Annotated in this window: 25 protein-coding genes and 1 pseudogene; 24 read left to right on the top strand and 2 right to left on the bottom strand. The window is 43.4% G+C overall.

Annotated elements, in window-relative coordinates; translation table 11 throughout:
• The first annotated feature begins 350 nt into the window (after positions 1–350).
• On the top strand, positions 351–536 hold the full coding sequence (locus NRIC_RS14135; RefSeq protein ID WP_146623356.1) for a hypothetical protein: 186 nt from the start codon (positions 351–353) through the stop codon (positions 534–536).
• Positions 537–661: 125 nt separating this feature from the next.
• Here the strand turns inward: NRIC_RS14135 and NRIC_RS14130 are convergent, their stop codons facing one another.
• The gene (locus tag NRIC_RS14130; RefSeq protein WP_146623355.1) at positions 662–1,552 is read right to left on the bottom strand and encodes a DMT family transporter; all 891 of its coding nucleotides are present in this window, start codon (positions 1,550–1,552) and stop codon (positions 662–664) included.
• 114 nt (positions 1,553–1,666) lie between these two features.
• On the opposite strand from NRIC_RS14130, the gene NRIC_RS14125 reads away from it, so the two are divergent.
• The 8 genes from NRIC_RS14125 (at position 1,667) to arcC (ending at position 9,164) form a co-directional block, all read left to right on the top strand.
• Positions 1,667–2,494 carry a helix-turn-helix transcriptional regulator gene (locus tag NRIC_RS14125; RefSeq protein WP_175580112.1) on the top strand — a complete coding sequence of 276 codons (828 nt, stop codon included), beginning with the start codon at positions 1,667–1,669 and terminating at the stop codon, positions 2,492–2,494.
• Positions 2,495–2,647: 153 nt separating this feature from the next.
• A complete protein-coding gene (locus tag NRIC_RS14120) occupies positions 2,648–3,109 on the top strand; it encodes a helix-turn-helix domain-containing protein (RefSeq protein ID WP_146623353.1) in 462 nt (153 codons plus the stop codon).
• Positions 3,106–3,849: an ABC transporter ATP-binding protein gene (locus NRIC_RS14115; RefSeq protein WP_146623352.1), complete on the top strand. Its 744-nt coding sequence runs from the start codon at positions 3,106–3,108 to the stop codon at positions 3,847–3,849. Before NRIC_RS14120 ends, NRIC_RS14115 begins: the two co-directional genes overlap by 4 nt.
• Positions 3,839–4,483, top strand: a complete 645-nt coding sequence (locus NRIC_RS14110) for an ABC-2 transporter permease (RefSeq protein ID WP_146623351.1) — start codon at positions 3,839–3,841, stop codon at positions 4,481–4,483. The genes NRIC_RS14115 and NRIC_RS14110 overlap by 11 nt, the downstream gene beginning before the upstream one ends.
• Positions 4,484–4,719: 236 nt before the next feature.
• A complete protein-coding gene (locus NRIC_RS14105) occupies positions 4,720–6,087 on the top strand; it encodes an APC family permease (protein ID WP_227873813.1) in 1,368 nt (455 codons plus the stop codon).
• A 21-nt stretch (positions 6,088–6,108) separates the two neighbouring features.
• Positions 6,109–7,203 (top strand): agmatine deiminase, encoded by a 1,095-nt coding sequence (gene aguA / locus NRIC_RS14100; protein ID WP_146623349.1) that lies wholly within the window; start codon positions 6,109–6,111, stop codon positions 7,201–7,203.
• Positions 7,204–7,214: 11 nt separating this feature from the next.
• Positions 7,215–8,222, top strand: coding sequence for a putrescine carbamoyltransferase (ptcA, locus tag NRIC_RS14095; RefSeq protein ID WP_146623348.1), 1,008 nt, complete (start codon positions 7,215–7,217; stop codon positions 8,220–8,222).
• A 12-nt stretch (positions 8,223–8,234) separates the two neighbouring features.
• Positions 8,235–9,164, top strand: a complete 930-nt coding sequence (arcC, locus tag NRIC_RS14090; RefSeq protein ID WP_146623347.1) for a carbamate kinase — start codon at positions 8,235–8,237, stop codon at positions 9,162–9,164.
• On the opposite strand, the gene NRIC_RS14085 is transcribed toward arcC, so the two are convergent.
• On the bottom strand, positions 9,151–9,924 hold the full coding sequence (locus NRIC_RS14085) for a MurR/RpiR family transcriptional regulator (protein ID WP_146623346.1): 774 nt from the start codon (positions 9,922–9,924) through the stop codon (positions 9,151–9,153). The two genes, arcC and NRIC_RS14085, sit on opposite strands and share 14 nt — an antisense overlap.
• A gap of 86 nt (positions 9,925–10,010) precedes the next feature.
• Between NRIC_RS14085 and argF the strand changes: the two genes are divergently transcribed.
• The 15 genes and pseudogenes from argF to NRIC_RS14010 all read left to right on the top strand — a co-directional run bounded on the left by argF (position 10,011) and on the right by NRIC_RS14010 (position 26,707).
• A complete protein-coding gene (argF, locus tag NRIC_RS14080) occupies positions 10,011–11,063 on the top strand; it encodes an ornithine carbamoyltransferase (protein ID WP_146623345.1) in 1,053 nt (350 codons plus the stop codon).
• A gap of 18 nt (positions 11,064–11,081) precedes the next feature.
• Positions 11,082–12,455 (top strand): APC family permease, encoded by a 1,374-nt coding sequence (locus tag NRIC_RS14075; RefSeq protein ID WP_146623344.1) that lies wholly within the window; start codon positions 11,082–11,084, stop codon positions 12,453–12,455.
• 138 nt (positions 12,456–12,593) lie between these two features.
• A pseudogene (locus NRIC_RS14070) lies at positions 12,594–13,074 on the top strand (beta/alpha barrel domain-containing protein); the annotation flags it as partial.
• Positions 13,075–13,197: 123 nt separating this feature from the next.
• Complete coding sequence (locus NRIC_RS14065) at positions 13,198–13,680, top strand: DUF2798 domain-containing protein (RefSeq protein WP_146623343.1); 483 nt, start codon at positions 13,198–13,200, stop codon at positions 13,678–13,680.
• A gap of 683 nt (positions 13,681–14,363) precedes the next feature.
• A complete protein-coding gene (locus NRIC_RS14060; RefSeq protein ID WP_146623342.1) occupies positions 14,364–15,332 on the top strand; it encodes an ABC transporter substrate-binding protein in 969 nt (322 codons plus the stop codon).
• A gap of 250 nt (positions 15,333–15,582) precedes the next feature.
• Complete coding sequence (locus NRIC_RS14055) at positions 15,583–17,040, top strand: NAD-dependent succinate-semialdehyde dehydrogenase (RefSeq protein ID WP_146623341.1); 1,458 nt, start codon at positions 15,583–15,585, stop codon at positions 17,038–17,040.
• Between the two features lie 273 nt (positions 17,041–17,313).
• Positions 17,314–18,396 (top strand): DUF871 domain-containing protein, encoded by a 1,083-nt coding sequence (locus NRIC_RS14050; protein WP_146623340.1) that lies wholly within the window; start codon positions 17,314–17,316, stop codon positions 18,394–18,396.
• Complete coding sequence (gene murQ, locus NRIC_RS14045; protein WP_175580116.1) at positions 18,396–19,283, top strand: N-acetylmuramic acid 6-phosphate etherase; 888 nt, start codon at positions 18,396–18,398, stop codon at positions 19,281–19,283. The genes NRIC_RS14050 and murQ overlap by 1 nt, the downstream gene beginning before the upstream one ends.
• Before the next feature lie 12 nt (positions 19,284–19,295).
• Positions 19,296–20,744, top strand: a complete 1,449-nt coding sequence (locus NRIC_RS14040) for a PTS transporter subunit EIIC (protein WP_146623338.1) — start codon at positions 19,296–19,298, stop codon at positions 20,742–20,744.
• Positions 20,745–20,859: 115 nt separating this feature from the next.
• Positions 20,860–21,714 carry a MurR/RpiR family transcriptional regulator gene (locus tag NRIC_RS14035; RefSeq protein ID WP_175580111.1) on the top strand — a complete coding sequence of 285 codons (855 nt, stop codon included), beginning with the start codon at positions 20,860–20,862 and terminating at the stop codon, positions 21,712–21,714.
• A gap of 171 nt (positions 21,715–21,885) precedes the next feature.
• The gene (locus NRIC_RS14030) at positions 21,886–23,415 is read left to right on the top strand and encodes a PTS transporter subunit EIIC (protein ID WP_146623336.1); all 1,530 of its coding nucleotides are present in this window, start codon (positions 21,886–21,888) and stop codon (positions 23,413–23,415) included.
• A 12-nt stretch (positions 23,416–23,427) separates the two neighbouring features.
• Complete coding sequence (locus NRIC_RS14025) at positions 23,428–24,765, top strand: 6-phospho-alpha-glucosidase (protein WP_146623335.1); 1,338 nt, start codon at positions 23,428–23,430, stop codon at positions 24,763–24,765.
• Positions 24,766–24,851: 86 nt separating this feature from the next.
• Positions 24,852–25,616 (top strand): MurR/RpiR family transcriptional regulator, encoded by a 765-nt coding sequence (locus NRIC_RS14020; protein WP_146623334.1) that lies wholly within the window; start codon positions 24,852–24,854, stop codon positions 25,614–25,616.
• Between the two features lie 89 nt (positions 25,617–25,705).
• Positions 25,706–26,173, top strand: a complete 468-nt coding sequence (locus NRIC_RS14015) for a PTS sugar transporter subunit IIA (protein WP_146623333.1) — start codon at positions 25,706–25,708, stop codon at positions 26,171–26,173.
• Between the two features lie 72 nt (positions 26,174–26,245).
• Entirely contained in the window at positions 26,246–26,707 is a 462-nt protein-coding gene (locus NRIC_RS14010; RefSeq protein WP_146623332.1) for a DUF3788 family protein, read from the top strand.
• Positions 26,708–26,866 lie beyond the last annotated feature (159 nt).

The raw sequence follows: 26,866 nt of genomic DNA, 5'->3' as shown, positions 1-26,866 counted from the left end.
GAAAAAACGTCTTATTCAGACTTCTGAATGGGACTTTTTTTGTTTGCATTCGGTTTTCTACCCCCTCTTTTTTTTCTAGCATTTCCGTTTATCATAGTGACTCAATTAGGAATGCAGAATACGGCTTTAAAATAAGTTGCTTTTCTTTTAAGAAATAGTCGAAATCTCTGATCAGTCCTAGAAAGAAACTTGATTTCCAAGTCATTTTTTGTTCTTGCAGTCTACTCTTCGTAAACTTAAAAGCAGTCAAATCCTAAGAAAGAATGGAAAAGTGAAAGGAACAAAGTCGGCTATCGATCGGCCTCCTTTTAACTAGAAACGAGGTATAATCACTGAGGTGCTGGACGTGAATGATCCGTAAGAGATTATCACAAAGCCAATCTCTTACAAAGAATGGCAGAAGCTCAACTGGCTGGGCAAAACCGTATGAAAAAATCGAGGAATGCATTTGGGTCGGCTTTGAGGCAATCGACAAAACAAGTCTTATCCGGTTGGATTTGAAAAATGGAAGGGTCGCGGCGATTGGATATGAATAGTGCGTTTGCCATGAATTCTGTCAATGATATCCAGTACACTGAACTTGGAAAAGAGAGAGTGACAATCTGTGAGATTTTTCACTTTAATATAGAAATAAGCTTGGGAACGAGATTGTCAAGCTTATTTATGGATTCGGTTTGTTAGAAAGCCGGGTCAAAACGATGACCGAGGCAATCACAGCAACGAAACCCATTAATTGAATCTTTCCGAAGGTATGATGGAAAAGCAAAATACTTAAAATGGTTGCCAATATCGGCTCAAAGGCAGTTAAGACACTGGCCAGTGAGGCTTCGATAAAGCGTAGGCTCGAAAGGTAAAATAGAAATGCCAAGGCCGTTCCAAAAAAGACGATGGCAGCAACCAGACAGGCAGAGAAAAAGTCGCCATCAAAGTTTGGCCGCCACACAGGGTGGATCAGTTGAAACACCAGGCCAGCAATCAGCATGCCTAAACCGACGATCGGAACTTCTCCATAGCTCACCAAAAGTTTTCGAGGCTGCAGCGTGTAAAAGGCAAGAGTGATTGCAGAGGCGATCCCCATCAGAAAACCTAGTCCAGAGATTTCCAGCTTTTGCAGATTACCTTGTGTAACGATAAAAAAAATTCCGCTAAAGGTTAAAATTAATAAAAAAAATTCTGCCAAATTGGCGCTCTTTTCCTTTTGACTCACCAAATAAAGAAAGATAAAAATGGGTCCGGTAAATTGTAGGATCGTTGCGATGGCTGCTCCACTGTATTGAATGGCTTTAAAATAGGTATATTGCACACCTAGCATCCCAACGATCGAAAATAAAAGCAGTGAGACAACATCACTTGAACGAACTAAGCGGGAAAGCTTCTCCTTTTCGGAAACTACTGTCAATAAGGTCAGTAAAATGCCTGAGATCAGTAACCGCGTACTCACCAGCCACTCAGGCGATACTAAATAACGAGTGAACAGCATCTCGCTCATGATCCCTGAGATCGCCCACATACTAGCAGCAAATATCGCAAAAAAAACACCTTTGATTTTCATAAGATTCCTGCACTTTCTTTTTCTTCATTTTATCATTATACTGTAAAGAAACTAGCAGATTCTATCACAATGAGCCATCATTTTATTAAATTTGCTTTTTTTGGAGGGGAGACCATGATCAACATCGGAGCGGATCAGCAAGAGTCGATTCAGTATAGCATCGAACATTTGCCAGTTGCCTTGCATTTTCAACGATTTGAAAAGACTCGTGGCGATGAATTGCCTCTGCACTGGCACCCCGAGTGGCAGGTCACTTGGATCAGTGACGGCGAACTGTGTTTTTTGATCAATGAGGAGGAGCTTATTCTGGACACCAATCATCTGTTGATCCTTCCTGCCAAGGTGTTCCACCAAGCCAAACCGATCACAAACCGGGTAAGGGCGATTTGTTTTAACTTCTTGTTGGATTTTTTAACAGAAGAGATCGTATCGGCGTACTTGCTTTCAGTGGAGTTTGCATCTCTAACACTCAAGGTCAGTGAAGAGCAGCGCCATCTTTTGCAACAATTTCAACGAACGGAAACCATCAACCCTCTCTTTGTTTTGTCCTTTATTACTCAGGTGTTGGGAAGGGTTTCGGTGAGCGACCAGCAATCGCCAAGTCATCGAGAAGATCAAGATCTGTCTCTGTTTTCAGAAATGCTGCAGTTTTTACAAGCAAACTATGCACATACAATGACTGTAGCGGATCTTGCGGCTTCTGGGCACATCAGCAAAAGCAAATGCACAACTCTATTTAAGCGCTACACGACACTTTCTCCCATCGCTTACCTCAATGAGTACCGATTACAGGAGGCCAGACGCATGCTTCAGGAACGAAATCTGTCCATTACTGAAGTTAGTCATCGTGTCGGCTTCAACCAGCTCAGCTATTTCGTCAGCTGTTTCAAACGGAAATACGAGAAAACACCGCTGCAGTATCAAAAAAGTTATTTGCATTAAATGATGTAAGAACTTTCCATCATTGCAGCGCTCCTGTTTTTTTAAAGCGTCACTTTTTTCAATCGCGCAACCAAAACGAACAGAAATAGTTAACAACAGTTGGTTTTTATGCACGAAAAGAGTGTATATAATGGAGGAAAGGGTGGGAAGAATATGAATAATCTGAAAAGCAACATTTCGGCAAATCTATGTTATTTACGGACGGCTAATCGTCTGACACAAGAAGAATTAGCAGAAAAAATCCAAGTCACGCGCCAAGCGGTGGCCAAGTGGGAAAATGGCGATTCATTGCCGGATATTATCAAATGCGCGGCCTTAGCAGAACTGTTTGAGGTTTCGTTGAACGATCTCGTCTCCTACGATCCGATTGCGAATGGGGTGCCGATCGCTCCAAAGGGCAAGCATTTCTTTGGGACAGTTACCATCAATGATCGTGGTCAGATCGTCTTGCCCAAAAAAGCGCGGGACACGATGAATTTTAAAGCTGGTGATACATTAGTGATCTTAGGCGACAGCAATCCTATGACAGGTGGAATTGCGCTGCTCAGCAGTGAGATGTTCTTTCGTATAACAGGCAGAGACGGCAGCTATTTTTTTAAAGGAGATCAAAAATGAATCTATTAGAGGTCGAAGGCGTTAGCAAGCATTATCCGAACTTTACATTAAAGCATCTGTCCTTTTCGCTGCCGCAAGGCCAAATCATGGGGTTGATTGGAAAAAATGGAGCAGGGAAAAGCACTACCTTAAAATCCTTGGTCAATCTGATCCATGCCGATGAAGGAAGAATCGAGATGTTTGGACAGGATTTTTTAACTAACGAGGAAAGCTGCAAACAAAAATTGGGAATTGTGTTAGGCGGGATCGATTTTTATCAGCAAAAAAAATTGTCAGTCATTACGGCGGTCACGAAATGTTTTTATCCTGAGTGGGATGACGCAGCTTACGAAAAGTATATGAAGACCTTCTCGATTGACCCGCAAAAAAAGGTAAAGGATTTATCAACAGGGATGAAGGTGAAATATATGCTGGCTTTAGCCCTGTCTCATCGTGCAAAACTGCTGATTTTGGATGAGCCCACCAGCGGTCTGGACCCGGTATCAAGAGAGGATCTGTTAGTGCTGTTTCGTCAATTGGTGGACAGCGGGGAACGCAGCATTTTGTTTTCAACGCATATCACGACGGATTTGGAAAAATGTGCAGACAGTATCACCTATATAAAGGATGGGAAAATGGTCAAGAGTGCGGCTAAGACAGAATTTATTCAGTCTTTCAAGCATTTAAGAAAGCCTGGAGAAGGTGCATTGTCACTAGAGGAAATCATGGTTAGGATGGAGAGGACGCAGTATGATCTTTAATTTGTTGTATAAAGAATTGCGGTTGGCTGCGCACCCCAATCTATTTATTTTTGCATTAATGGGCGTATTGGTGCTGGTTCCGGGTTATCCGTATGGGATCGTTTTCCTGTTCAGCGGACTGGGTATTTATATTAGTTTCATGTATGGGCGAGAAACCCAGGATATTTATTACACGACACTGCTTCCAGTTCGAAAACGCGAGACTGTCAAAGCCAAATGCTGGTTGATTGTTTTGGCTCAAATGGGACAGATCGGAATCTCCCTTCCCTTTGCGGTACTCCGAAACACGCTGATAAGTCAAAGGAATCCTGTGGGGATCGAGCCCAATGTTGCGTTTTATGGCATGGGTCTGTTGATTTTCGGGGTGTTCAATTTGATTTTCTTGCCTACTTTTTTTAAAACGGCCTACAAGGCGGGGAAAGCCTTCGTGTTGGCTATGATTCCAACAACCCTGATCGTGATCACTGTAGAGATTTTGGTTCATTTTCCGGCATTTCATTGGGTGGATTCAATTGCCGCTGCTGATTTGATCCGACAACTGCCGATTTTGGCGATTGGAGGAATATTTTATAGCTTTGCGACCGTCGCGGCTTATCGTATATCGGTCAAACGCTTTGAAAAAGTTGATTTGTAAGAATTAGATCAGAAGGAAACTTCTGGTCTTATTTAGTATAACAAGCTTTTCTCAATGGAATCGGTCATTGAGAGAAGCTTTTTTGTTGTTTCAAAAGTGTTTCTTTTTTAGAAACACTTGCCTTTCAACGTTTCATTGATACATTTGCGGCATCAGTTATAGACGAGCAAGGAGAAGAGCGGTATGTTTAAATCAGCCAAAGGAAACGCTTACAAAAGAAAGAAGGGATAATACAAATGAAGAAAAAATTGCGCTTTTTTGATATTTTGGCTTTGGCCTTTTCTTCCGTATTTTCACTGGAGCTGATCTCGTCACAGGCCAAGCTGGGACCATCGCTGATTTTTAATTTTGTGTTCATTGGTCTGACCTATTTTCTCTGCCATGGATTGATCTGTGCAGAGCTGGGGGCTGCTTATCCGGATCAGGGGGGCATTTATGTTTGGGTAAAAAAAGCTTATGGCGATCGTTGGGCAGCGCGAACCACCTGGTGGTATTGGCTGAATGTCGCGGGGTTTATTCCAGCCACAGCAGTCGTGATGGTCTCGATTTTGAAGGAAATGTTTTTGCCTGATCTGTCAGTGTGGGGTATCGTGATCATCTGTATCTTGTGCGTCTGGTTTATTGTTTTATTCAACTGCATTGATCTGCAGAAGGCAAAGTGGCTCCCGATCATCAGCTCCATCAGTAAAATCACAGTCACATTGGTATTATTCATTGGCAGCTTGTACTTTATTTTTAAAAATGGGGCAGTCAACAATTTTAGCGGGCGGGATTTGATCCCTGAATTGAACATGAGCTTTGTTGTTTTGATTCCTGTTTATGTTTACAGTGTTACAGGCTTTGATTTAATTAGCTGTTCGGCGGGTGAGATGGAAAATCCCAGTAAAAATGTTCCAAAAACGGTTTTCCTAAGCGGCTTTTTCACGATCTTTTTCTATATTTTATCAGCCACAGCCATATTAATCGTTTTGCCAGCCGGTAGTATCAGTGAAACATCAGGGTTGTTTGATACGATTGTTGCGATGTTCGGCAGCAAGTTTTTAGTGAATCTGATCGGCATGGTGACCTTTGTTGGCTTTCTCGGCTATGTTTTTGGGTGGGCGCTGGGAGGCAATAAGGTTGCTTTAGAAGCAGGAGAAAGTGGCGAGTTGCCAAAGATTTTTGCGAAGACCAATCAGGTTTATGCCCCTGTTGGATCAGCGGTTTTATTAGGGATCGTATCAACAGGATTACTGATCTTCTACGGCATTACCGCCAGTACAAGCGAGAATTTGTTTTGGACACTATTGGCTTTTACCTCGATCATTTTCTTTTTACCGTATCTTGTGATGAGCTTCACCTTCTTGAAGCTGCGGAAGATCGATCCAGAAACGGAGCGGCCGTTCAAAGTACCTTTTGGAAAACCGGCAGCGTATCTGGTAACGATTGTTCATTTTGCCTTTTTATTGTTCGGCAGTATTTCATTTTTACTGCCGCCTGAAGGGGAAAATCCGACACTGTATGTCGGCAGTTTAGTGATCGGGCTATTATTGTCGATCGGATGCGGAGAAGTGCTGATCCACCAAGCGATCAAACAGCAAAAAGTATCGGCTATCGATGCATAAAAATAAAGGAGTGTAAGTAAAATGGCAAGAAGACTTGATTCAACACCAAAAAAAGATGGCTTTCGGATGCCGGGAGAGTTTGAACCGCAAAAGCAAATATGGATGATCTGGCCCGAAAGACCAGATAATTGGCAGCATGGAGGCAAAGATGCCCAAAAAGCCTTTGTAGAGGTTGCTCAGGCAATTCGCAAATTTGTACCTGTGACAATGTGCGTATCTGCTGGACAATTCGAACATTGCCGCAACAGTCTATCCGACGATATTCGTGTGGTTGAGGTCACAACAGATGATGCCTGGATGCGGGACTGTGGACCAACTTTTGTCGTCAATGACCAAGGAGATGTTCGGGCAGTAGATTGGGATTTCAATGCGTGGGGCGGGCTGGTCGACGGCTTGTATTTCCCTTGGCATTATGACCAAAAAGTAGCGCAAAAGGTTTGTGAGATCGAGTATGTGGATACCTACCATACCCCAGAATTTGTCCTAGAGGGCGGATCGATTCATGTAGATGGCGAAGGGACTGTTATGGTGACCGAAATGTGTTTGCTCTCTGAAGGACGCAACCCGCATCTGAATCGTGAAGAAATCGAAGATATGCTGAAGGAATATTTAAATGTCGAAAAAGTGATTTGGGTGAAGGATGGAATTGACCCAGATGAAACCAATGGACATATTGACGATGTTGCTTGCTTCGTTCGACCTGGAGAAGTGGCGTGTATCTACACGGAAGACCAAGACCATCCATTCTACGATGTTGCCAAAGAAACGTATGACTTCTTGAGCAGCCAAACAGACGCAAAGGGCCGAAAACTAATTGTTCACAAATTATGTACGACGATTGATCCGGTCACATATGGCGCAGAATACGAAGTGGACAGTATCGCAGGCAGTATTCCAAGACACGCAGATGATATCTGCATTACTTCCTATATGAACTTCCTGATTACCAACGGTGCGATCATTGCTCCACAATATGGTGATAAAAATGATGCATTGGCTTTAGAGCAGCTGCAAGAAATGTTCCCTGATCGAGAAATCGTAGGTGTACAAACAAGACAAATCGTTTACGGTGGCGGAAACATCCACTGCATTACCCAACAACAGCCAAAAGGATAGGAGAAAACAGCATGAAGCATTTTATCGATACCAATGATTTTTCAAAAAAGGAATTGCTTGACATCATCAACCTGTCTTTATTGATTAAGGACTGCGTCAAAAAAGGGTATTATCCGCCACTTATGCGGCGCAAAACTTTAGGCATGATTTTTCAGCAAAGCTCAACTCGCACTCGGGTCTCCTTTGAAACCGCCATGGAACAGCTGGGCGGCCATGCTCAGTATCTCGGTCCGGGAATGATCCAACTTGGAGGACACGAGACCATCGAAGACACTGGAAAGGTGATCTCACGGTTGGTGGATGTTGTGATGGCACGCGTGATCGAACATCAAACAGTGGTAGATCTAGCCAACAGCTCGACGGTGCCAGTTATCAATGCTATGAGCGATTATAACCATCCGACCCAAGAAATCGGGGACCTTTGTACAATCGTAGAAAACATGCCAGCGGGCAAACAGTTGGAGGACATCAAAGTAACGTTCGTCGGTGATGCCACACAGGTGTGTGCGTCATTAGGATATATCACGACCAAATTGGGCATGCACTTTGTTCATTTTGGTCCAGAAGGGTACCAGTTAAGGGAAAAACACAAGCAAATCATGGAGAAAAATGTGCAGGAAAACGGCGGCAGCTGGTTAGTGACCGATGATCCGGAAAAAGCCTTGCCAGTCACAGATTTTGTTTACACCGATGTTTGGTATGGATTGTACGAAAGTGAATTATCTCCAGAAGAAAGACATCAAGTTTTCATGCCAAAATATCAAGTGAATCGAGAGTTGTTAGAGCAATGCAGCCTTGGTGTGAAGTTTTTACACTGTTTACCGGCGACCAGAGGAGAAGAAGTGACGGATGAAGTGTTGGATTCAGCAATCTCGCTGGCCTTTGATGAGGCAGAAAATCGATTGACTGCCATGAGAGGTCTCTTGGTCTATTTAACGAAGTATCAGCAGGACGGCAGCGAGTACGAACAATTAGCAGCCAAAGAGAAATTGGAGACCTTTTTGGAAACTTTAGAGTAGGTGGGAAGACATATGGCAAAAATCGTTGTAGCACTAGGCGGCAATGCATTGGGAAATTCGGCGAACGAACAGCTTTCCCGCGCGCAGCTAGCCGCTAAATCGATCGCTGATTTGATCGAACAGGGGCATAAAGTCGTGATTGCTCACGGCAATGGTCCACAAGTGGGACAAATTCGTTTAGCTTTTGAAAAAGCAGCCGAAGCTGGGAAAGAAATCATGCCTTTCGCTGAATGCATCGCAATGAGCCAAGGGTACATCGGCTATCATTTGCAGCAGGCGATCGATGAAGAGCTGGTCAGCCGCAACATCAATGAAACACCCGTTATTACGATGCTGACGCAGGTCGTGGTCGATGGTGATGACCCGGCATTTAAACACCCGACCAAACCAATCGGCGGTTACTATACCGAAGAAGCAGCTAAAAAATTGATGGATCAAACAGGCGAAATCTACCACGAGGATTCTGGCAGAGGCTGGCGGCGAGTGGTTCCTTCTCCTAGACCGATCGATATTTACGAAAAAATCAGTTTGCAGACCTTGGTAGATGCTGGGCAAGTTGTAATCGCCTGCGGTGGCGGAGGCATCCCGGTCGTTTATCACGGGACACGCTATGAGGGAGTGGATGCCGTGATCGACAAAGATTTTGCAGCCTCCAAAATGGCCAGCCTAATTGATGCAGATATGTTCATTATTCTGACTGCGGTGGATCATGTATATATCAATTTCGGCAAAGAAAGCCAAACGGCCCTGAAAAAAGTTTCTTTAGACGAAATGGAGCAGCACATGGCGGATAATCAATTTCCGGCAGGCAGTATGCTGCCGAAGGTTCAGGCAGCATGTGAATTCGTTAGCAGCGGCAAACAAAAAACTGCCATCATTGCCGATCTAGAGCAGGTGGCTCAGGCAATCACAGCAGAAGCTGGAACGATTATTCATTCGTGATCGAACGTTTGATGCGCTGATAAAGCAGCAGCTCAATGATGGCGATCATCGAGATCCGTGACGTCATATCGAGACTATCGTATACGATCTCATCGGTAAAAATGTAAAAATCGATGTCGCACAAATTTTGAACAACATTAGTCACTGCGCGGGTAAAGGTGACGACCGTTGCCTGCGAGTGTTGTTTGACCCCTTCGATCATTTCGATGATTTTTGGACTGTCGCCTGTATAAGCAAAGGCAAACAGAATATCGTTGTCGCTGATAGTATTGAGAGTATTGCGAATCGCAGCTTGATCAGACACTAAAATGGATCGAAAGCCTTGGGCAGTAAAAAGCCAATGCACATAATGCAAGGCCTGCAGATCTAATTCTTCGCCGATCAAATAAATGACTGGATCATTTTCCAGCAGTTGATCAAATTGCTCCATACGTTCCAAATTGGCTACCCGGACAGATTCGCTGATATTTTTTAAGTACTCTTCCTTGTAGTCTTTCTGCTTGATCGAATGGGGGATCGTTTGCAGCGTCTCAGGAGTTGCAGATAAGCTGTCGATAAAATCGCTGTACCCGTTGAAACCGAGTTTTTTGGTAAAGCGAAAGATCGTGGCCGAAGAGACATAACATTTTTTCGCCAATTGACGAATACTGTATTCTTTCACAGCGTCATAATGATTCAAGACATATTGAAAAATGCGTTTCTCAGATTCATTCAATTTCGGCAAATGCTGATTAGCAGAAGTATAAAAATTCTTTGTCAAAGGGTCACCCGCTTTCTTCCCTTTTATTATAGCGTAGATGTTTTGGCGAAGAAACAGAGGATTCAATAAACTGGAGGATTGTAGACATGAAATTATCTCACAACAAAAATTACCCAACGAAGCATTTTTTAGACAATTATGATTTGTCCCAAAGTGAAATTCGCGACATTTTGTCCACCATCGTTCAATTGAAAGAAGCAGCGTATCAAAATGCTGTTCCGCAATTGTTGAAAGGTGCCACTTTGGCGATGATTTTCGAAGAACCATCAACTCGGACGAGGGTATCCTTTGAGACAGCGATGGCGGAATTAGGCGGCCATGCGTTATATTTGAAGCCGGGTGAGATCCACTTTGGTTCTCATGAAGCCATCAAAGACACTGCTCAAGTGCTTTCGAGTATGTGTGATGGTATCATGTTGAGGACCGAAGACCATGAGCTGGTATTAAAACTAGCTGAAAATGCATCTGTCCCTGTTTTCAATGCCATGACGTATTACATCCATCCAACACAAGGCTTGGCAGATGTCTTAACTATGATGGAACATCTGCCACCAGGAAAAGCACTGGAGGACATCAATATTGTTTTTGTTGGAGATTCTGGCGAAAATGGCATCATGGCAATGGAACATGCGCATTTATCAGCTTCTTTAGGACTGAACTACACGATCGCTTCACCGAAAAAATATTCGATCAGTCAAGCAGAAATCGATAAGGTAGAAGCCAAAATGGCACAGACCGGTGGCACTTTGACCGTTACTGAAAATGTGGAAGAAGCTGTCAAAAATGCAGATTTCATTATTCCTGATGTTTGGTATTATTATGGATACGAGGATGAAAAAGAAGAACGAACAGCGGCCTTCTATCCACGGTATCAATTGAACATGGAAATGCTGGAAATGGCGCCGGATCATTGCAAGGCAATGCACTGTTTGCCTGCCAACCGTGAAGTAGAAATCACCAGCGAGGTACTTGATCATCCGACACGGTCGGTGGTTTTCCAAGAGGCAGAGAATCGGCTTCATGTGCAGCGCGGCCTCCTAGCTTGGTATTTATATCCACGATTAAAACGTGCGGATGATCAAACGAAAGCCTACTATGAAGGTAAAATGCGGGCATTCCTTGATCAAAAGCTGAACTAGAAAGGACGTTGAAAGACGATGGAAAATGTGAAAAAGTTAGGTTTTATCGACATCGTTTCCTTATCCTTTGCGGCGGTATTCTCATTGGAGCTGATTGCCTCACAAGCTTCAATGGGGCCCTCGCTGATCTTTTGTTTTATTGTTTTAGGCTTGACCTTTTTCCTCTCGCATGGCTTGATTTGTGCGGAGCTGGGGTCGACTTATCCTGATCAAGGCGGGATCTATGTTTGGATCAAACGAGCGTACGGCGATCGATGGGCGGCTCGAACAACGTGGTGGTATTGGGTGAATGTTGCTGGATTTATTCCTTCCACGCTAGTGGTAATGGGTTCGGTGCTGCAAATGCTGTTCTTTCCTGATTTATCGGTTTGGGGCATGGTGATTTTCTGTATTATTTGTACATGGTTCGTAGTGGCATTTAACTGTATTGATCTACAAGACGCCAAATGGCTGACAATGCTGAGTACTATTTGCAAGCTATTGGCTTGTCTAGCTTTGATCATAGGCGCAGTTATTGTCTTGACCACTACTGGCTCGCAAACCAGCTTTACGATGGACACGATCATCCCTACCTTTGACTTGAGCTTCTTTTCGTTGGTCCCGGTTTACGTGTATGCCTTGACCGGCTATGACTTGATCAGCTGTTCGGCAGGGGAGATGGAAAATCCAAGTAAAAATGTACCAAAAGCAGTATTCTCCAGCGGGATTTGTACGATCGTTCTTTATATTATTGCTGCAATGGCTATTCTGGTAATTTTGCCAGTCGACCAGATCGATCCAGATTCGGGCCTGTTTACTGCATTCGGCACTGTTTTTGGACGAGGCGTAGTGACTATTGTAGGAGTGATTTCATTTATTGCCTTTTTAGGGTACATTTTCAGCTGGGCTTTAGGGGGAAACAAAGCGGCTTTGGAGGCAGGCTTGGAAGGGGAGCTGCCTAAAATTTTTGCGAAAACTAACAAGGTCCATGCACCGATTGGATCGGCTATCCTTTTAGGCTTGTCCTCTACTGCGCTATTGATCTTTTATGGGTTCATCTCATCAAGTAATGCCAATCTGTTTTGGACGCTGCTTTCATTTACGTCAATTATTTTCTTTTTGCCGTACCTCATCTTGTCCTTCGCATTTATTACTTTGCGAAAGAAAGATCCAGAGATCGAACGGCCGTTTCGAATTCCTGGCGGTGACGGGATCGGAAAATTGGTATCCGGTGTACAATTTATCTTCTTTGCTTTCAGTACAATTTTCTTCTTTTTACCGCCAGAAGGGGAAGACCCCGTTTCCTACGTGCTCTTCTTGGTTGTGGGTGTTGGATTGGCTGTCGGGGTCGGCGAGTGGCTGATCGACAAGTCAATTAAAGAGCGAACCCTGCGAGAAGCAGAAGCAGAATAAATCGAAATGAAGCGAACTCGTTCGGGTAACGAGTTCGCTTTTTAATCTTTGGGAGCTTTTTTGTTGCATAAACGGCATTGCGCCTTTTTATTTCTCGTGTATACCAGATGAAGATCAGTAGAAAAAGCCAGTGATCAGCACAAAGTCAATGTGATGATGAAAGAATTTTCTGATCCGCGTTATGGTGTAAATGTGATGAAAGTCGAAGTACCGGTCAATAGGACTTATGTGGAAGGTTATGCAGCGGGTGATGTCATATTCACTAAAGAGCAAGCTGCCTCGTATTTCAAAGAACAGGCTGAAGACACCGAGTTGCCTTTTCCTTTTTTGAGTGCAGGAGTCATGGCAGAATTGTCCCAAGAAACCTTGCGTTTTGCCAACGGAGCTGGGTCAACATTTAACGGCGTACTATACGAAAGAGCAGCTTGGGCGGAGGGCGTAGAAAGCTGCGTCAAAAAAGGCAAAGAGGCAGCTGTGGAATGTATACACAGGGGTAAAAAATATCGAGGAACGAAATGCTGTTTTAAAGGAGGATGCATCATCGGTAAAGATGCAATTTAAAAAGGCGAGAAAAATTTCAAAAAAATCTTACATGCTTTTCTTTTTTCAGGTATACTAAACTTCGAATAAAAAATAGACATAAAACGCAGTGAGGATGTACACCAGAGAGTGCAGGTGGAGGTTGTAACGAGTTTTTTACGACCTCTGCTTTTTTTGTGTCTGCGTAATAGGAGGAAAAGAAATGCCAACGAATAAAAGAGAAAGCTTAATCTACACAATTATGATGTGTTTTTTAATGGTGCTATGGATGAGTATGTACAATGTTGCTTTGCTGCAGGGCGGTTTTTCCATTGAAGTAGTGAGACAAAGCTGGCTGGGCCTGCCTTTAGTATACGTGGTTGCGATGTGTTTAGATTGGTTCATCGTATCAAAATATGCCAAGGGAGTTGCCTTCCGTTACTTGATCAAGCCTGCCAGCAGTCCAACGATGAAGCGAGTGATGGTCTCCTCATGTATGGTACTGCCAATGGTCTTTTTCATGTCTTTGTACGGCGGGCTGGAGGCCTGTTTTCATAGTGGAGAATGGACCCGTCTGCCAATAATTTGGGCTTTGAATGTTCCAAAGAATTTGATCATGGCACTGCCTTTTCAATTATTGATCGCTGGTCCGATCGTTCAAAAACTATTTCGCAAAGGATTCCCAGAAGGAAAGGTGTTGGCTTAGCGGAATTGAAATTCTGAGCCACCTACGATGAAAGAACCCAGAAGAAAAAGCAGTCTTAACGCTAGAATCAGTGGTTGTTGGTGCTTACGCTTTAGACTGTTGCATTCAGGAAATACATTCAATCTACTGCTGGGACAAATCGTGTTTCAGAAAAAAAACGTTTTGGCTGGGGTATAATAGAGTACGTTTTGGAGCAATTGAAAACAGTAGAATGGACTAGGATTCAAGCGCGTAGTTTGAACTAGATCACACACTATCCAGGTGCGATCCCAAAAGACTGGCGGATTATCTTGGCAAACAAAACGCCACAGTCAGTAGTCAAACTATTGAATAAAATTGACAAAGCTTTTTGATTATAAAAAAATAAAAACTCTCATTTACATTTCATTTTTATTGAGGTATACTAAGTGCAACTTATCAGTTGGAGGGTTTTACCATGACTCATTTAAATAAACAACAACTGAATAATCGTTATTACGTTAGCTATTATTAGATACGTTTGTATTCATCAGGATACAAACGACCAGGTTTGTATCTATGATGGCTAGCAGGTTTTGATGCGTCACCAGCCACGTAGAGAATTCGAGTGGCTGACTGACTAGAAATCGTATCCTTTTCGACTTTCCTTCACCCACTTGGATTATCTGAGTGGGTGATTTTTAATTTGAAGGGAAGAAAAACAGATGAAAAAGAAAATGGTATTGGGAATTGGCTTACTTAGTTTGTTGGTGTTTGGAGCGTGCGGAAAGGATGGTTCCGCCGAAGAAGACGAGGTCAAAACAGTTGGAGCGTTGCAATTTGTCCAGCATGAATCCTTGGACGACTCTTACTCTGGATTTGTCAAAGGTTTGGAAGAGGAAGGATTTGTAGACGGGGAAAATCTGAAGATCGATTACCAAAACGCCCAAGGCAGTCAAGATAATTTAAAGAGCATCAGTGAAAAATTAGTCAAGGAAAAGCCGGACCTTTTATTAGGAGTAACTACCGTCGCTGGACAATCGCTGTTGACAGCGACGCAGGATATTCCTATTGTGGTGACTTGCGTGACTGATCTAAAGGACGCAAAATTGGTTGATAGCTACGAAAAACCTGGTGGAAATGTGACTGGAACGACTAACATGTCGCCAGTTGCCAAGCAAATCAAATTGCTTTTATCGATCGTGCCAAATGCAAAAAAAGTTGGGATCATGTACAATTCCGGAGAAATCAATTCCAAGATCCAGGCAGATATTGCAGAGAAAGAATTAAAAAAAGCAGGGATCGAACCCGTGATCCGAACGGTGACCAGCACTAACGACGTTCAGCAGGTTTCACAAACAGTAGCGGAAGAAGTCGATGGCATTTACCTGCCAACGGACAATACTTTTGCCAGTGCCAAAACGATCGTGGGCGATGTGATGAAAGAAAAAAAGGTGCCATTGGTTGCTGGAGCAATCAATGATGTGAAAGAAGCCGGGGTAGCAACCATCGGGATCAATTACGAAGAATTAGGCGTTCAAACTGGTAAAATGGCCGCTAAAATTTTACGCGGAGAGGCAACCCCAGCAGAAATGCCTGTTGAAGATTCAAAAAATCTTGAGTTTTACGTTAACGAGGACATGTGCGAAGCCCTTGGAATTGATCCTAGCAGCATCAAAAATCCAGAAGAATAGCTAGGTAAACTGCCTTCGATAGAGGGCAGTCTTTTTGTGTATGCTCAATAATCGCAACGGTACTGTTTAAAGAAGAGATTGGAATCCGTCAGATGGTAAAATCTGTGATTTTATAAGCAGAAGCACCTTTAATTTTTCTAAGTTTTTACCAACATTCTGCAAAACATCCTGAATAAAAGCGTATTTTTTGAGCTTTGATTTTATCCATGTTAGGGTAAAAATGTACCAAAAATAAGGAGGAACTGGACCAATGGCAAAACATGAATTTCCTAAAGTCGAAACTCGCCTCTATATTAATGGCAAATGGGTAGACGGCTCAGAAGGCAAAGCACCCGTTACAAATCCTGCAACAGGGGAAACCTTGGCGGAGATCCACTTAGGTGGAGAAAAAGAAACGCAGGAAGCGATTGATGCTGCAAAAGCAGCCTTTCCGAAATGGTCGACTATGGCCCCTTCCGAACGCGCAAAAGTAATGAATAAAATGGCTGATTTAGTCGAAGAGGACGCGGAACGTTTGGCGACCATCATGACGATGGAACAAGGCAAACCCTTAAGCCAGGCAAAAGGCGAAATTCAAACCAACGTAGAAAACCTGCGCTGGAATGCTGCTGAAGGACAACGCATCATCGGTGACATTATTCCTTCACCAGATACGAATCAATGGCAAGTCCGCAAACAGCCAGTCGGAGTTGTTGGAGCGATCACACCATGGAACTTCCCATCGAACATGATTGTTCGAAAAATTTCTCCTGCAATTGCAGCTGGTTGTACAGTCATTTTGAAGCCAGCAGAGGAAACACCATTCTCGGCGTTGGCTTTGATGGAGCTATTTGATAAAGCAGGATTGCCGGAGGGTGTTGTAAACATCGTTTTAGGTGAAGCTTCAACCATCGGAAAAATGCTTTCAGAATCAGATGATGTGCGTAAAATTACCTTTACTGGGTCAACTGAAGTTGGTCAAACGTTAAATGAACAAGCGGCACCAACCTTGAAAAAGGTCTCGATGGAACTTGGCGGACACGCACCGTTTATTATTTTTCCAGACGCAGATTTAGAAGCAGCAGTCGACACCTTGATTGAAACCAAATTTGCGAACAATGGGCAGGTTTGCACTTCGCCTAACCGGATCTTTATCCACAAAGATATCAAGGAGAAAGCGACAGATATGATCGTTCAGCGCATGGAGGAAGTCACAGTCGGTGATGGCCTCGATGATCCAACAACAGGTCCTTTGATCAACCAAGAGGGCGTGGAAAAGGTCGAAGAGCAAATGAAGGATGCAACTGAAAAGGGAGCAAAAATTCTTTTCGGCGGCAGCAAAATGACTGATGGCGATTTTGCGAACGGCAATTTCTTTGAACCAACTGTTCTGGATGGTGTCACAAAAGACATGGACATTTTCTATGAAGAAACATTTGGGCCGGTCATTCCACTGATCACTTTTGAAGATGAAGAACAAGTGATCAAGGATGCCAACGATACAGTCTTTGGATTGGCGTCGTACTTTTTTGCGACGAATATCCACACGATCGACAATGTTAGCAACAAACTAGAATACGGCATGGTCGGAGTCAACGACACAGGGATCTCAAATTCGGCGACCCCATTTGGCGGCGTGAAGCATTCTGGTTTTGGTCGTGAGAACGGAACCTATGGTGTAGAAGAATATATCGAAGTCAAATTCGTGACGATCCGCACAGCAAAATAAAGTATCGGCCAGGTCTTACTCTTGTAATAAGGGTGAGGCCTTTTTTTGTTTGCGGATAAAATCTCTAGAGAAGAGTGAACGTGTTTCAACTTTTCCCTGGAGAGGATACTCGAATAATGGCTTTAAAGACAGAGTATGAGAGGTATTTTAAGTGTATAAAAAATCTACCATATTTGTAACAAAATTTCTTAAATTAGAAAAATGTAATAAATAGTTGAAATTTTATTTCGAAAAAGTTATAATGTGTTTGTAATTGAAAGGGGTTGCAATTCAATGGATGGGATTTCCGTGTTTTTGAATCAGGATATGAGCCCAGAACAAGAAGAGTACATTCGCCAGGCACATCGATCTGGATTTACAGGAATTTTTTCTTCCTTACACATTCCAGAAGACGATGCGTCAAAGTACAAAGAGCGTTTACGTACACTTGGAACGCTAGCGAAAGAACGATCGATGAAGCTGATGATCGATATTTCGACAAACGCCTTGGAAAAGGCTGGATTTTCACTGGAAGAAGTGGAAGAATTGAACACTCTGGGAGTTACTGGTCTGCGAATGGATGACGGTATTTCGAATCAGACGATTGCAGAACTGACACATCAAATTGAAATCGGTTTAAATGCCAGTACTATCACTGCCGATGATTTACAGGAGTTGCAGGAGCTGGGGGCTGATTTTTCTAAAATTGAAGCGTGGCACAATTATTATCCGCGACCAGAAACCGGCTTGGATGCTGAATGGTTCGCTGCAAAAAATCAATGGCTGAAGCAGTATTTTCGTGTGACGGCTTTTATTTCAGGAGACGGGGAACGAAGAGGCCCCTTAAAGCGAGGGCTGCCGACCTTGGAGCAGCATCGAGATGTACATCCTTTGTTTGCCAGCTGGGAATTAAAAAATCAGGGCTATTGTGACGATTGTTATATTGGTGATCCGCGAATCCGTGCTTGCACAATGCAGCAATGGCAGCAGTTTTCTTTGGAAAAGAAAGTAATTTTGGCGGTTCACAAAGTGAGCGACCGCTGTCGTTCGATGATTCTGCGACCGCATCAAAATCGGCAAGATGAAGCCCGTGATGTCATCCGCAGTGCAGATGCTCGATTCCGAGCCATCGAGGCAATCCTTCCTGAAAATACAGTCACACGTCAGGTTGGTGCTGTCACAGTAGACAATCAAAAATATCAGCGTTACATGGGAGAGATCCAAATCGCTAAAAGGACTCTGCCAGCAGACGAAAAGGTCAATGTCGCAGCAGAGGTTTGTCAAGAGGATCTGCCGTTGTTGAACTTGATCACTGCCGGTGTTTCATTTGAATTAGTAGAAAAGAAAGAAACGAATAGTTTAGGAGTAAACAAATGATCAATTTAGGAAATTTAATTACAGAAAAACGCAATCAAGCAACAATGAATTTAGATGAATTATCAATTTCTGAAGCACTTCAGCTGATGAATCAGGAAGATCAAAAGGTCGCTAAGATCGTTGAGCAAAAACTATCCACGATTGAACCAGTTGTCAAAGCCACGATTGAAGCGTTTAACCAAGGCGGACGATTGATTTATCTTGGTGCAGGAACCAGCGGACGTTTAGGTGTGCTGGACGCAGCCGAATGTGTACCGACCTTTGGTGTATCTAGTGACATGGTGATCGGATTGATCGCTGGCGGTGAGCAAGCCATGACAGTCGCTGTTGAAGGGGCTGAGGATTCTCAAGAATTGGGTAGACAAGATTTGATTGATTTACAGTTATCAAATAAAGATATGGTGATCGGGATCGCAGCCAGCGGTCGAACGCCTTATGTGATCGGTGCTCTAACGTATGCACAAGAAGTGGGCGCTTCTACAGCGTCATTGTCCTGCAATGGCAATGCCGCGATCAGCAAGCATGCGAAATACCCGATCGAAATCGAAGTAGGACCGGAGTTCCTGACTGGTTCCACTCGTCTGAAATCAGGAACAGCACAAAAACTAGTATTAAACATGATCTCGACACTTTCGATGATCGGGATTGGAAAAGTGTACAAAAATTTGATGGTGGATGTCAAAGCCACGAATGAAAAATTGGTGGAGCGCAGCAAGCGAATCATTATGGAAGCCACAGAGTGCACCTACGAAGCAGCCACTCAGGCGTTTGAAGCTTCTGGGAAAAATGTCAAACTGTCGATCGTGATGATATTGACGGGATGCAGCAAAGAAGAAGCACAGGAAAAACTGGTACAGGGCAAAGGATTTATCAAGAATACATTATAGGAGATGGAAAAGATGGCAGAAGACAGAATTAAACGAATCGCTAGGGAAATCTACGAAAATGTTGGCGGAATGGGCAATGTCAACAAGATCGTTCACTGTATGACGAGAGTCAGAATGGAGATCAAGGACTACGACCAGGTTGATCTGGAGAAGCTAAAGGCTGTTGAAGGTGTAATGGGTGTGGTGGAAGATGATACTTTACAAGTGGTCGTTGGCCCTGGAACAGTCAATAAGGTTGCCAATGAGATGGTTGAAACTGCTGGCGTCAAACTAGGTGAAGAGTTTCCAGCTGTTGCTGCAGCAGAATTAAGCGGCAAAGCCAAAGTAGAGCAGCGAGCGGCAGAGGTCAAAGCGCAGCAAAAGGCCAAAACCAATAACAATACTCCGTTTAAGCGGGCATTAAAATCGATTTCTAATATTTTTGTTCCATTGATTCCAGCCTTTGTCGGCGCGGGGATCATCGGCGGGATCGCCTCAGTATTAGGAAACATGATCATTGGTGGTCAGCTTTCTGGCGATTGGATGCAGTATGTGACGGTCATGAACATCATCAAAAATGGTGTGTTCAGCTATTTGGTGATTTATGTTGGGATCAATGCAGCTACTGAGTTCGGTGCATCACCTGCTCTGGGTGGGGTTATCGGCGGTGTTACGACGCTGAGCGGGATGAACGTTGAGGAACCATTAAAAAACTTGTTCACCGGCGGAGATCTGGCTGCAGGGCAAGGGGGAATCATCGGCGTTATCATTGCTGTTTGGCTGCTGGCTTTATTGGAAAAACGTCTCCACAAAATTATTCCTGAAGCAGTTGATATCATTGTGACCCCAACAATCGCATTGCTGGTGATTGGATTAGTCACTATCTTCATTCTAATGCCTTTTGCGGGAGCAGTTTCCAATGGGTTGGTCGGAGCTATCAATACGATTTTAAACGTGGGCGGTGCCTTTGCTGGTTTTGCTTTAGGTGCATTGTTCTTACCAATGGTAATGTTCGGCTTGCATCAAATTTTGACGCCTATCCATTTAGAAATGATCGATCAGTCTGGGATGACGTTGCTGTTGCCGATCTTGGCTATGGCAGGTGCTGGACAGGTTGGCGCTGCGTTGGCACTTTGGATTAAGTGCCGTAAAAATCATCAATTGACAGAAATGATCAAGGGTGCATTGCCGGTAGGAATCTTAGGAATTGGCGAGCCTCTGATCTATGGGGTGACATTGCCATTAGGACGTCCTTTCGTGACAGCATGTATCGGCGGTGGTGTCGGTGGTGCTGTGATTGGCTTGATCGGCGGCGTTGGTGCAACGACGATCGGACCAAGTGGGGTTGCCTTGATCCCATTGATCGCTGACGGCAGATGGTGGGGGTACCTGGCAGGGTTGCTCGCTGGCTATGCAGGCGGCTTTATTGCAACTTACCTGTTTGGTGTTCCGCAACGAGCAATCGATGGCGAAATTGCGTAATCCTTTTTAAAAACTCCGATTCGAAGCAATCGGAGTTTTTCTTTTTTCTCTATCTAAATCTCATTGCTTCCTGTAAACTATGTACGAAGAGCAATGGACAAAGGAGTTGACTTGGGTGAACGATGATATTTTATTTTTGATTCGAGACAAACTGCCTGTCTTGAGTAAATCCGAACGAAAGCTGGCAGAATATATTTTGGCCAAGCCAGAAAAAGTGATTCGCTTTACGGCGAGTCAATTGGCCCATGAAGCGGCCTCTAGTCCTGCGACGATTATCCGCTTCACTCGATCGATCGGGTTGAATGGCTTCACCGAATTGAAGCTGCAATTGTCTTCGGATATGGGGCAGCGCCAAGCAGAAGTATACACTGACATTGACAAAGGAGACAATCCCAGCACAATTAAGACCAAACTCAAAGCTCGAATCGACTACGTGCTAAACAAAAATGTAGCCTGCTTGTCAGAAGAAAATGTAGAAAAATGCGTGGAACTCGTCGAGGATGCTCGCACAATCTATATGTATGGTGTTGGAGCCTCTAGTTTAGTAGCACAAGATATGTACCAGAAATTTTCTCGATTGGGGAAGGTCGTGGTGTTTGATCAAGACTACCATCACATGGCTGGAATGATGTCCTCTGTTGGTCAAGGGTCCCTGTTTGTCGGAGTCTCAAATTCCGGCGAAACGCGGGAAACGATACGCTTGGCGCAATTGGCAACGGAGCGGGGAATGAAGGTGATTGGGCTGACCTCGTTTGAGGATTCCAAACTGGCGAAGATTGCTACCTATAGTCTTATCAGCGACCATGAAGGCGAAAATCCATTGCGAGCGGCAGCCACTGTTTCGTTGATGGCCCAATTATTTGTGGTGGATGTGTTTTTCCTATCGTATGCGGCCAAGCATTACGATCAGACGATCGAGCTGTTAAAGAATACGAAGGAAGCTGTAAAAAAAGTGAAAATCGATCATTAAAGGAGAGAACAGTTGGATCAGCTGTTCTTTTTTTGTTGATGAATCAGAGAAACAACTGACGTTTCAACCTCTGGACCTTAGTCCAATCACCATGAAAAGCATTGAAATTGGCTGCTTTTCACCGTAAATTAGGGTCATAGATACGTATCGAAAAAAATTAGGAGGTACCAAATGAAAGAAAAAGTGACAGAATCCATGCAGAAGTTTTCGCGTGCGGTGATCACACCAGTGAAATTTATGGCCGTTATGGGATTGTTTTTAGCTGTGGCAGTGATTTTGCAATTGAATTTTATGCCTTCATTTTTACAAACACTGGGCACATTGATCAAAACGATGATGGACAGTATGTTGAATAACTTATCCTTGATTTTTTGTGTCGGGATCGCTTCTTCACTGGCAGATAAGAAAAAGGTTGAAGCTGGGTTGCTCGCTTTGATCGCTTTCTTGATCTTTTTAGCAGCAAACAATGCCTGGTTGACAATGAATGAAATGATTGCTGAAGCAGGGGAAATGGGCCTATTCGGCACAGGACAAGGAGTTGTCTTGGGTTTTCAGGTTGTTGATATGAACGTCTTCTTAGGAATGATCATCGGCTGCTTGATTGGTTATCTGCATAACCGATTCTCAAATGTTGAACTTCACGATATTTTGAGTATTTATGGCGGTTCTAGGCTGACCTTTATGATTTCAATTCCGATTATTTTGATTTTAGCAGTTGTGTTGTGTTATATCTGGCCAGTGATTAACGGTGGGATTACATCTTTATCCAATGTAATTCTGACAACAGGGCTGTTGGGAGTATTTATTTATGCTTTTGGAAATCGTTTTTTGATTCCGACAGGCCTGCATCATCTGTTGTGGATGCCCTTTTGTTTCACTGCGTTAGGTGGTACTGCAGAGATCAACGGAACTGTTTACAGCGGGGCGGCAAATATTTTTTATGCGGAAATGGCAAATGCAGGTTCGATTGCGCAATTGGATCCCTCCTTGCGTTTTGCGACATTTGGCTTTGCGAAAATCTTTGGTTCAGTCGCTATTGCGTTGGCAATGATTTATTGTGCAGATAAAACGCGTAAGGAAGAAGTGAAGGGGATGCTTTTGCCGTCCATGTTTGTCGGGACAATTGCTGGAATTACTGAGCCTTTGGATTTTACTTTTTTATTTGTATCCCCTCTTCTTTGGCTAGTGCACAGTTTGATCACCGCGATTTCTGAAACGTTATTATGGGCATTAGGAGCCCGAACATACATGCTTTATGGATTGATTGATACGGTGGTGTCTAATTCAGTCTTTTCTCCATCGGTAACCCGATTTTATCTTGTGATCATTGTAGGCATAGTGATGGGGGTTCTCTGGTTTTTCACATTCGTCTTTTTGATCAAGAAGTTTAATATCAAAACGCCAGGGCGAGAAACCATTCAAACAGCTGCAGCAGATGTTCAAATTTTAGGAACAGGAACGGATGAACAACGAGTGATCGAAGGACTGGGAGGGCCGGAAAATATTGAATTGGTAACAAACTGTTTTACTCGGTTGCGGGTGACGGTAAAAAATCCGGAACAGGTCGATAAACGGGTATTGGAAAGCCTTCAGCAATCTAAAGGTGTTGTAACGAATGGAAACAACATTCAAGTTATTATCGGTATGGGAGTTCAGCCCTTTAAGGAAAGGGTTTGTGAAATATTAGGGATACAAGAATAGGAGAGCGAAAAAATGAGTTTACAAGCACAGTCCGTTGTGATTGCCGGTGGCGGCAGCACATATACAGCCGGCATCGTGATGATGCTGATTAAAAATCAGGAAAAATTTCCTTTGCGAAGGTTGACCTTCTATGATACGAATCAAGCACGTCAAGACTTGGTAGCAAAAGCTTGCGAAGTGATCATTAAGGAGCGAGCACCGCATATTGCATTTTCTGCGACAACGGATCCTAAACAGGCATTCAGTGATGTTGATTTTGTGATGGCCCATATTCGAGTGGGTGGAATGAAAATGCGAGAGCAGGATGAAAAGATTCCTTTGAAGTATGGCGTTGTGGGACAGGAAACCTGCGGGCCTGGGGGAATGGCCTATGGGATGCGCTCCATTCCTGCGGTCATTCAATTGATTGATTACATGGAGCAATATTCTCCTGAAGCTTGGATGTTGAACTATTCCAATCCTGCTGCCATTGTTGCAGAAGCAACGCGACGATTGCGTCCTGATGCGAAAATCATTAACATTTGCGATATGCCGGTAGCAATCAAGAAGTCGATGGCCGATATTTTAGGCTTGGAAAGTGAAAACGAAATTGTGGACCGTTACTACGGGTTGAATCATTTTGGCTGGTGGACAGAAATGACAGACCGAAAAGGCAATGATTTAATGCCGAAATTAAAAGAACATGTTAAAAACTACGGCTATGCAGCTGTGGAGGAAGAAGGCAATCCGTTGTTGGGGGAAGCCAGTTGGCTAGATACTTTTCAAAAGGCGAAAGATGTTTACGCCGTGGATCCGGAAACCCTCCCGAATACTTATTTGAAATATTACCTTTATCCTGATTATGTGGTTGCTCATGCTGATCAGACTCGAACAAGAGCCAATGAGGTCATGGAAAATCGTGAGAAGCATATATTTGAGGAATGTCAACGAGTGTTTGAAAAGCAAACTGCTGTTGACACATCGATTGAGGCAGGAGAGCATGCAGAATTCATTGTTCAGTTGGCAGGTGCATTGGCCTACAACACCTATGAACGGATGCTGCTGATTGTTGAGAATAAAGGAGCCATTTTGAATGTTGATTCAGAAGCGATGGTTGAAGTGCCCTGTATCGTCAGCAAACGCGGCTATGAACCGCTGTGTATGGGAGCCATTCCTGAATTTCAAAAAGGGATGATCGAACAACAGGTTTCAGTTGAAAAACTGGTGGTACAAGCCTATATGGAACAGTCCTATCAAAAATTATGGCAAGCGCTCACCTTATCAAAAACCGTACCGAGTGCTGCGGTCGCAAAACAGATCTTAGATGAAATGATCGAAGTCAATCAGGAGTGGTGGCCTCGTTTGCATTAATCGATTGAAGCAAGATGACTGTTCATCTTGCTTCAATTTGCTTTTTTCTTATACAATAGAGAAAATGATCTGAAGGAGAAAAAAGCATGCATTTTGCAGATATCGTTAATCAAAACTATTCTGAATTGAATGAAACCGATTTATCCATGAGCAGTTACATTATAGACCATACCAAAGAGCTTGTTTCTATGAGTACACAAGATTTTGCGAAGGAATGCTTGTCATCAAAATCCTCAGTCATTCGGTTTGCACAAAAATTGGGTTTTACTGGCTTCGGAGAGCTGCGCAATTTTATCAAATGGCAGGATGACGAAGAAACGCTAGATCAAAACATGGACTTTCAACGACAAATTTATTTGGATGTCCAAAAAACCCTTTCATACATGGAAGAGGCCAACTGGCAGGATATCTATCAAAAAATTGAAACATGCAACAATATTTATGTTCTTTCAACAGGTGTCACTCAGCAAAGTCAGGCAGCCGAATTCCAACGCTTGTTTTTATTGATCGGCAAACAGGCACAGATGATTCCAGCCTCGGCACAGTCCAACGAATTTCGACGGATCGTGGAGCGATTATCTGACAAGGATATAATCTTTGTCCTGTCCTTATCAGGAGAAAATACTCATTTGGAAAATGTGCTGAATGTCCTTTCTGTTCGACGTTCAGTGATTGTATCAGTGACCAGCTTGCAAAACAACTGGTTGTCCGGCAGAGCGGATTATAACCTGTATGCTTCGAGCAGCCGGAGCCCATTGCCCAAGGATTGGTGGCTGCAAACGGCTTCGTCCTTTTTCATCCTGATTGAAACATTTGCTTTCGGATATGTGGATTATTTGAGGAAAAAGTAACAGATAGTATGGTATAATATAACGCGATAGCTGTTAATGGTAAACAATGGTAAACAGCTGGTATTGATTATTCATAAGGAGTGTACAGCATGTTCAAAAATTTATTTAACAAGAAAAAATCAACAGATATTTATCAGGCTGTCAAAGGAGAAGTCATTCCATTGAGCGAAGTGGCGGATCAGGTATTTTCTCAGGAGATGATGGGGCGTGGTTTTGCGATTCGACCTGCTGAGGGCGTGATTGAAACACCGATTGAAGGCGTGATTGACAGCGTTTTTCCGACCAAGCATGCCGTTACGATCAAAAATGCAAATGATGTAGCAATCCTCGTGCATATTGGGATCGACACGGTGGAACTAAACGGAGAAGGTCTGGATATTTTAGTCAAGGAAGGAGAAAAAGTAACGAAGGGAACACAGATCGCACAAGTCGACTTTGAGGCCATCAAAACAAATGGAAAAGGCACAGACGTTATTTTTGTTTTCCCGGAATTGGCTGCAGAAAAAACCATTACCATCATCACAGATGAACCTGGGATCGTTGCCAGAATTGATTGATTTTTTTAAAAACCCTGACAGAGGTAGTCAGGGTTTTTATGTTACACTGAACAAGAAAACGAGGTGGATCAGATGGAAAACTCAAAACGACTTCTAGATAAAAAGCAAGAGCCCAGCCTAGAACAAATTCAGGACTTTCTTGGCACAGCGGGCTGGCAGCTGCTGTTACAGTTGGAGCAACTGCTGAAGGAACGTTACGACCTGACTCGAACATTGCGTTTTCCTTTTGGCAATCAATATGGCTGGTCCTTTCGCTATGCGCATAAAAAAACACTTTTATTTTATGTTTTCTTTGAAAGGGATGGATTTTGCTGTACAGTTTCGATCAACGACAAAGGAGCGGATGCAGTAGAGGCGCTGCTTGGAACGTGTCACCCGAAGTTTCAAAAATTATGGGCGGACCGTTATCCGTGCGGGGAGCGAGGAGGATGGCTGGATATTTCTCCTGAAACGGAGCAAGAACTGCAGGAAATCATCCAGATCATTCAGATCAAGGTTAAACCAAAGAAAATCTATAAAAATAACGCTATGTAATATAATAGAAAAACGGCTAAAGACGATCGTTGGTGCGCACCCCGTCAATAGGACAATGAAATAATATAAAAATTTTGTGGACTACTCATCCGATTAGATGGGTAGTTTTTTTGATGTGTCTGGTGATTTACGCAGCTTTGTAGTAGTGATTGTGAAATT

This window comes from Enterococcus florum, from assembly GCF_004309355.1.
Classification (GTDB): domain Bacteria; phylum Bacillota; class Bacilli; order Lactobacillales; family Enterococcaceae; genus Enterococcus_A; species Enterococcus_A florum.
This window is presented reverse-complemented; position numbering and strand designations above follow the sequence as displayed.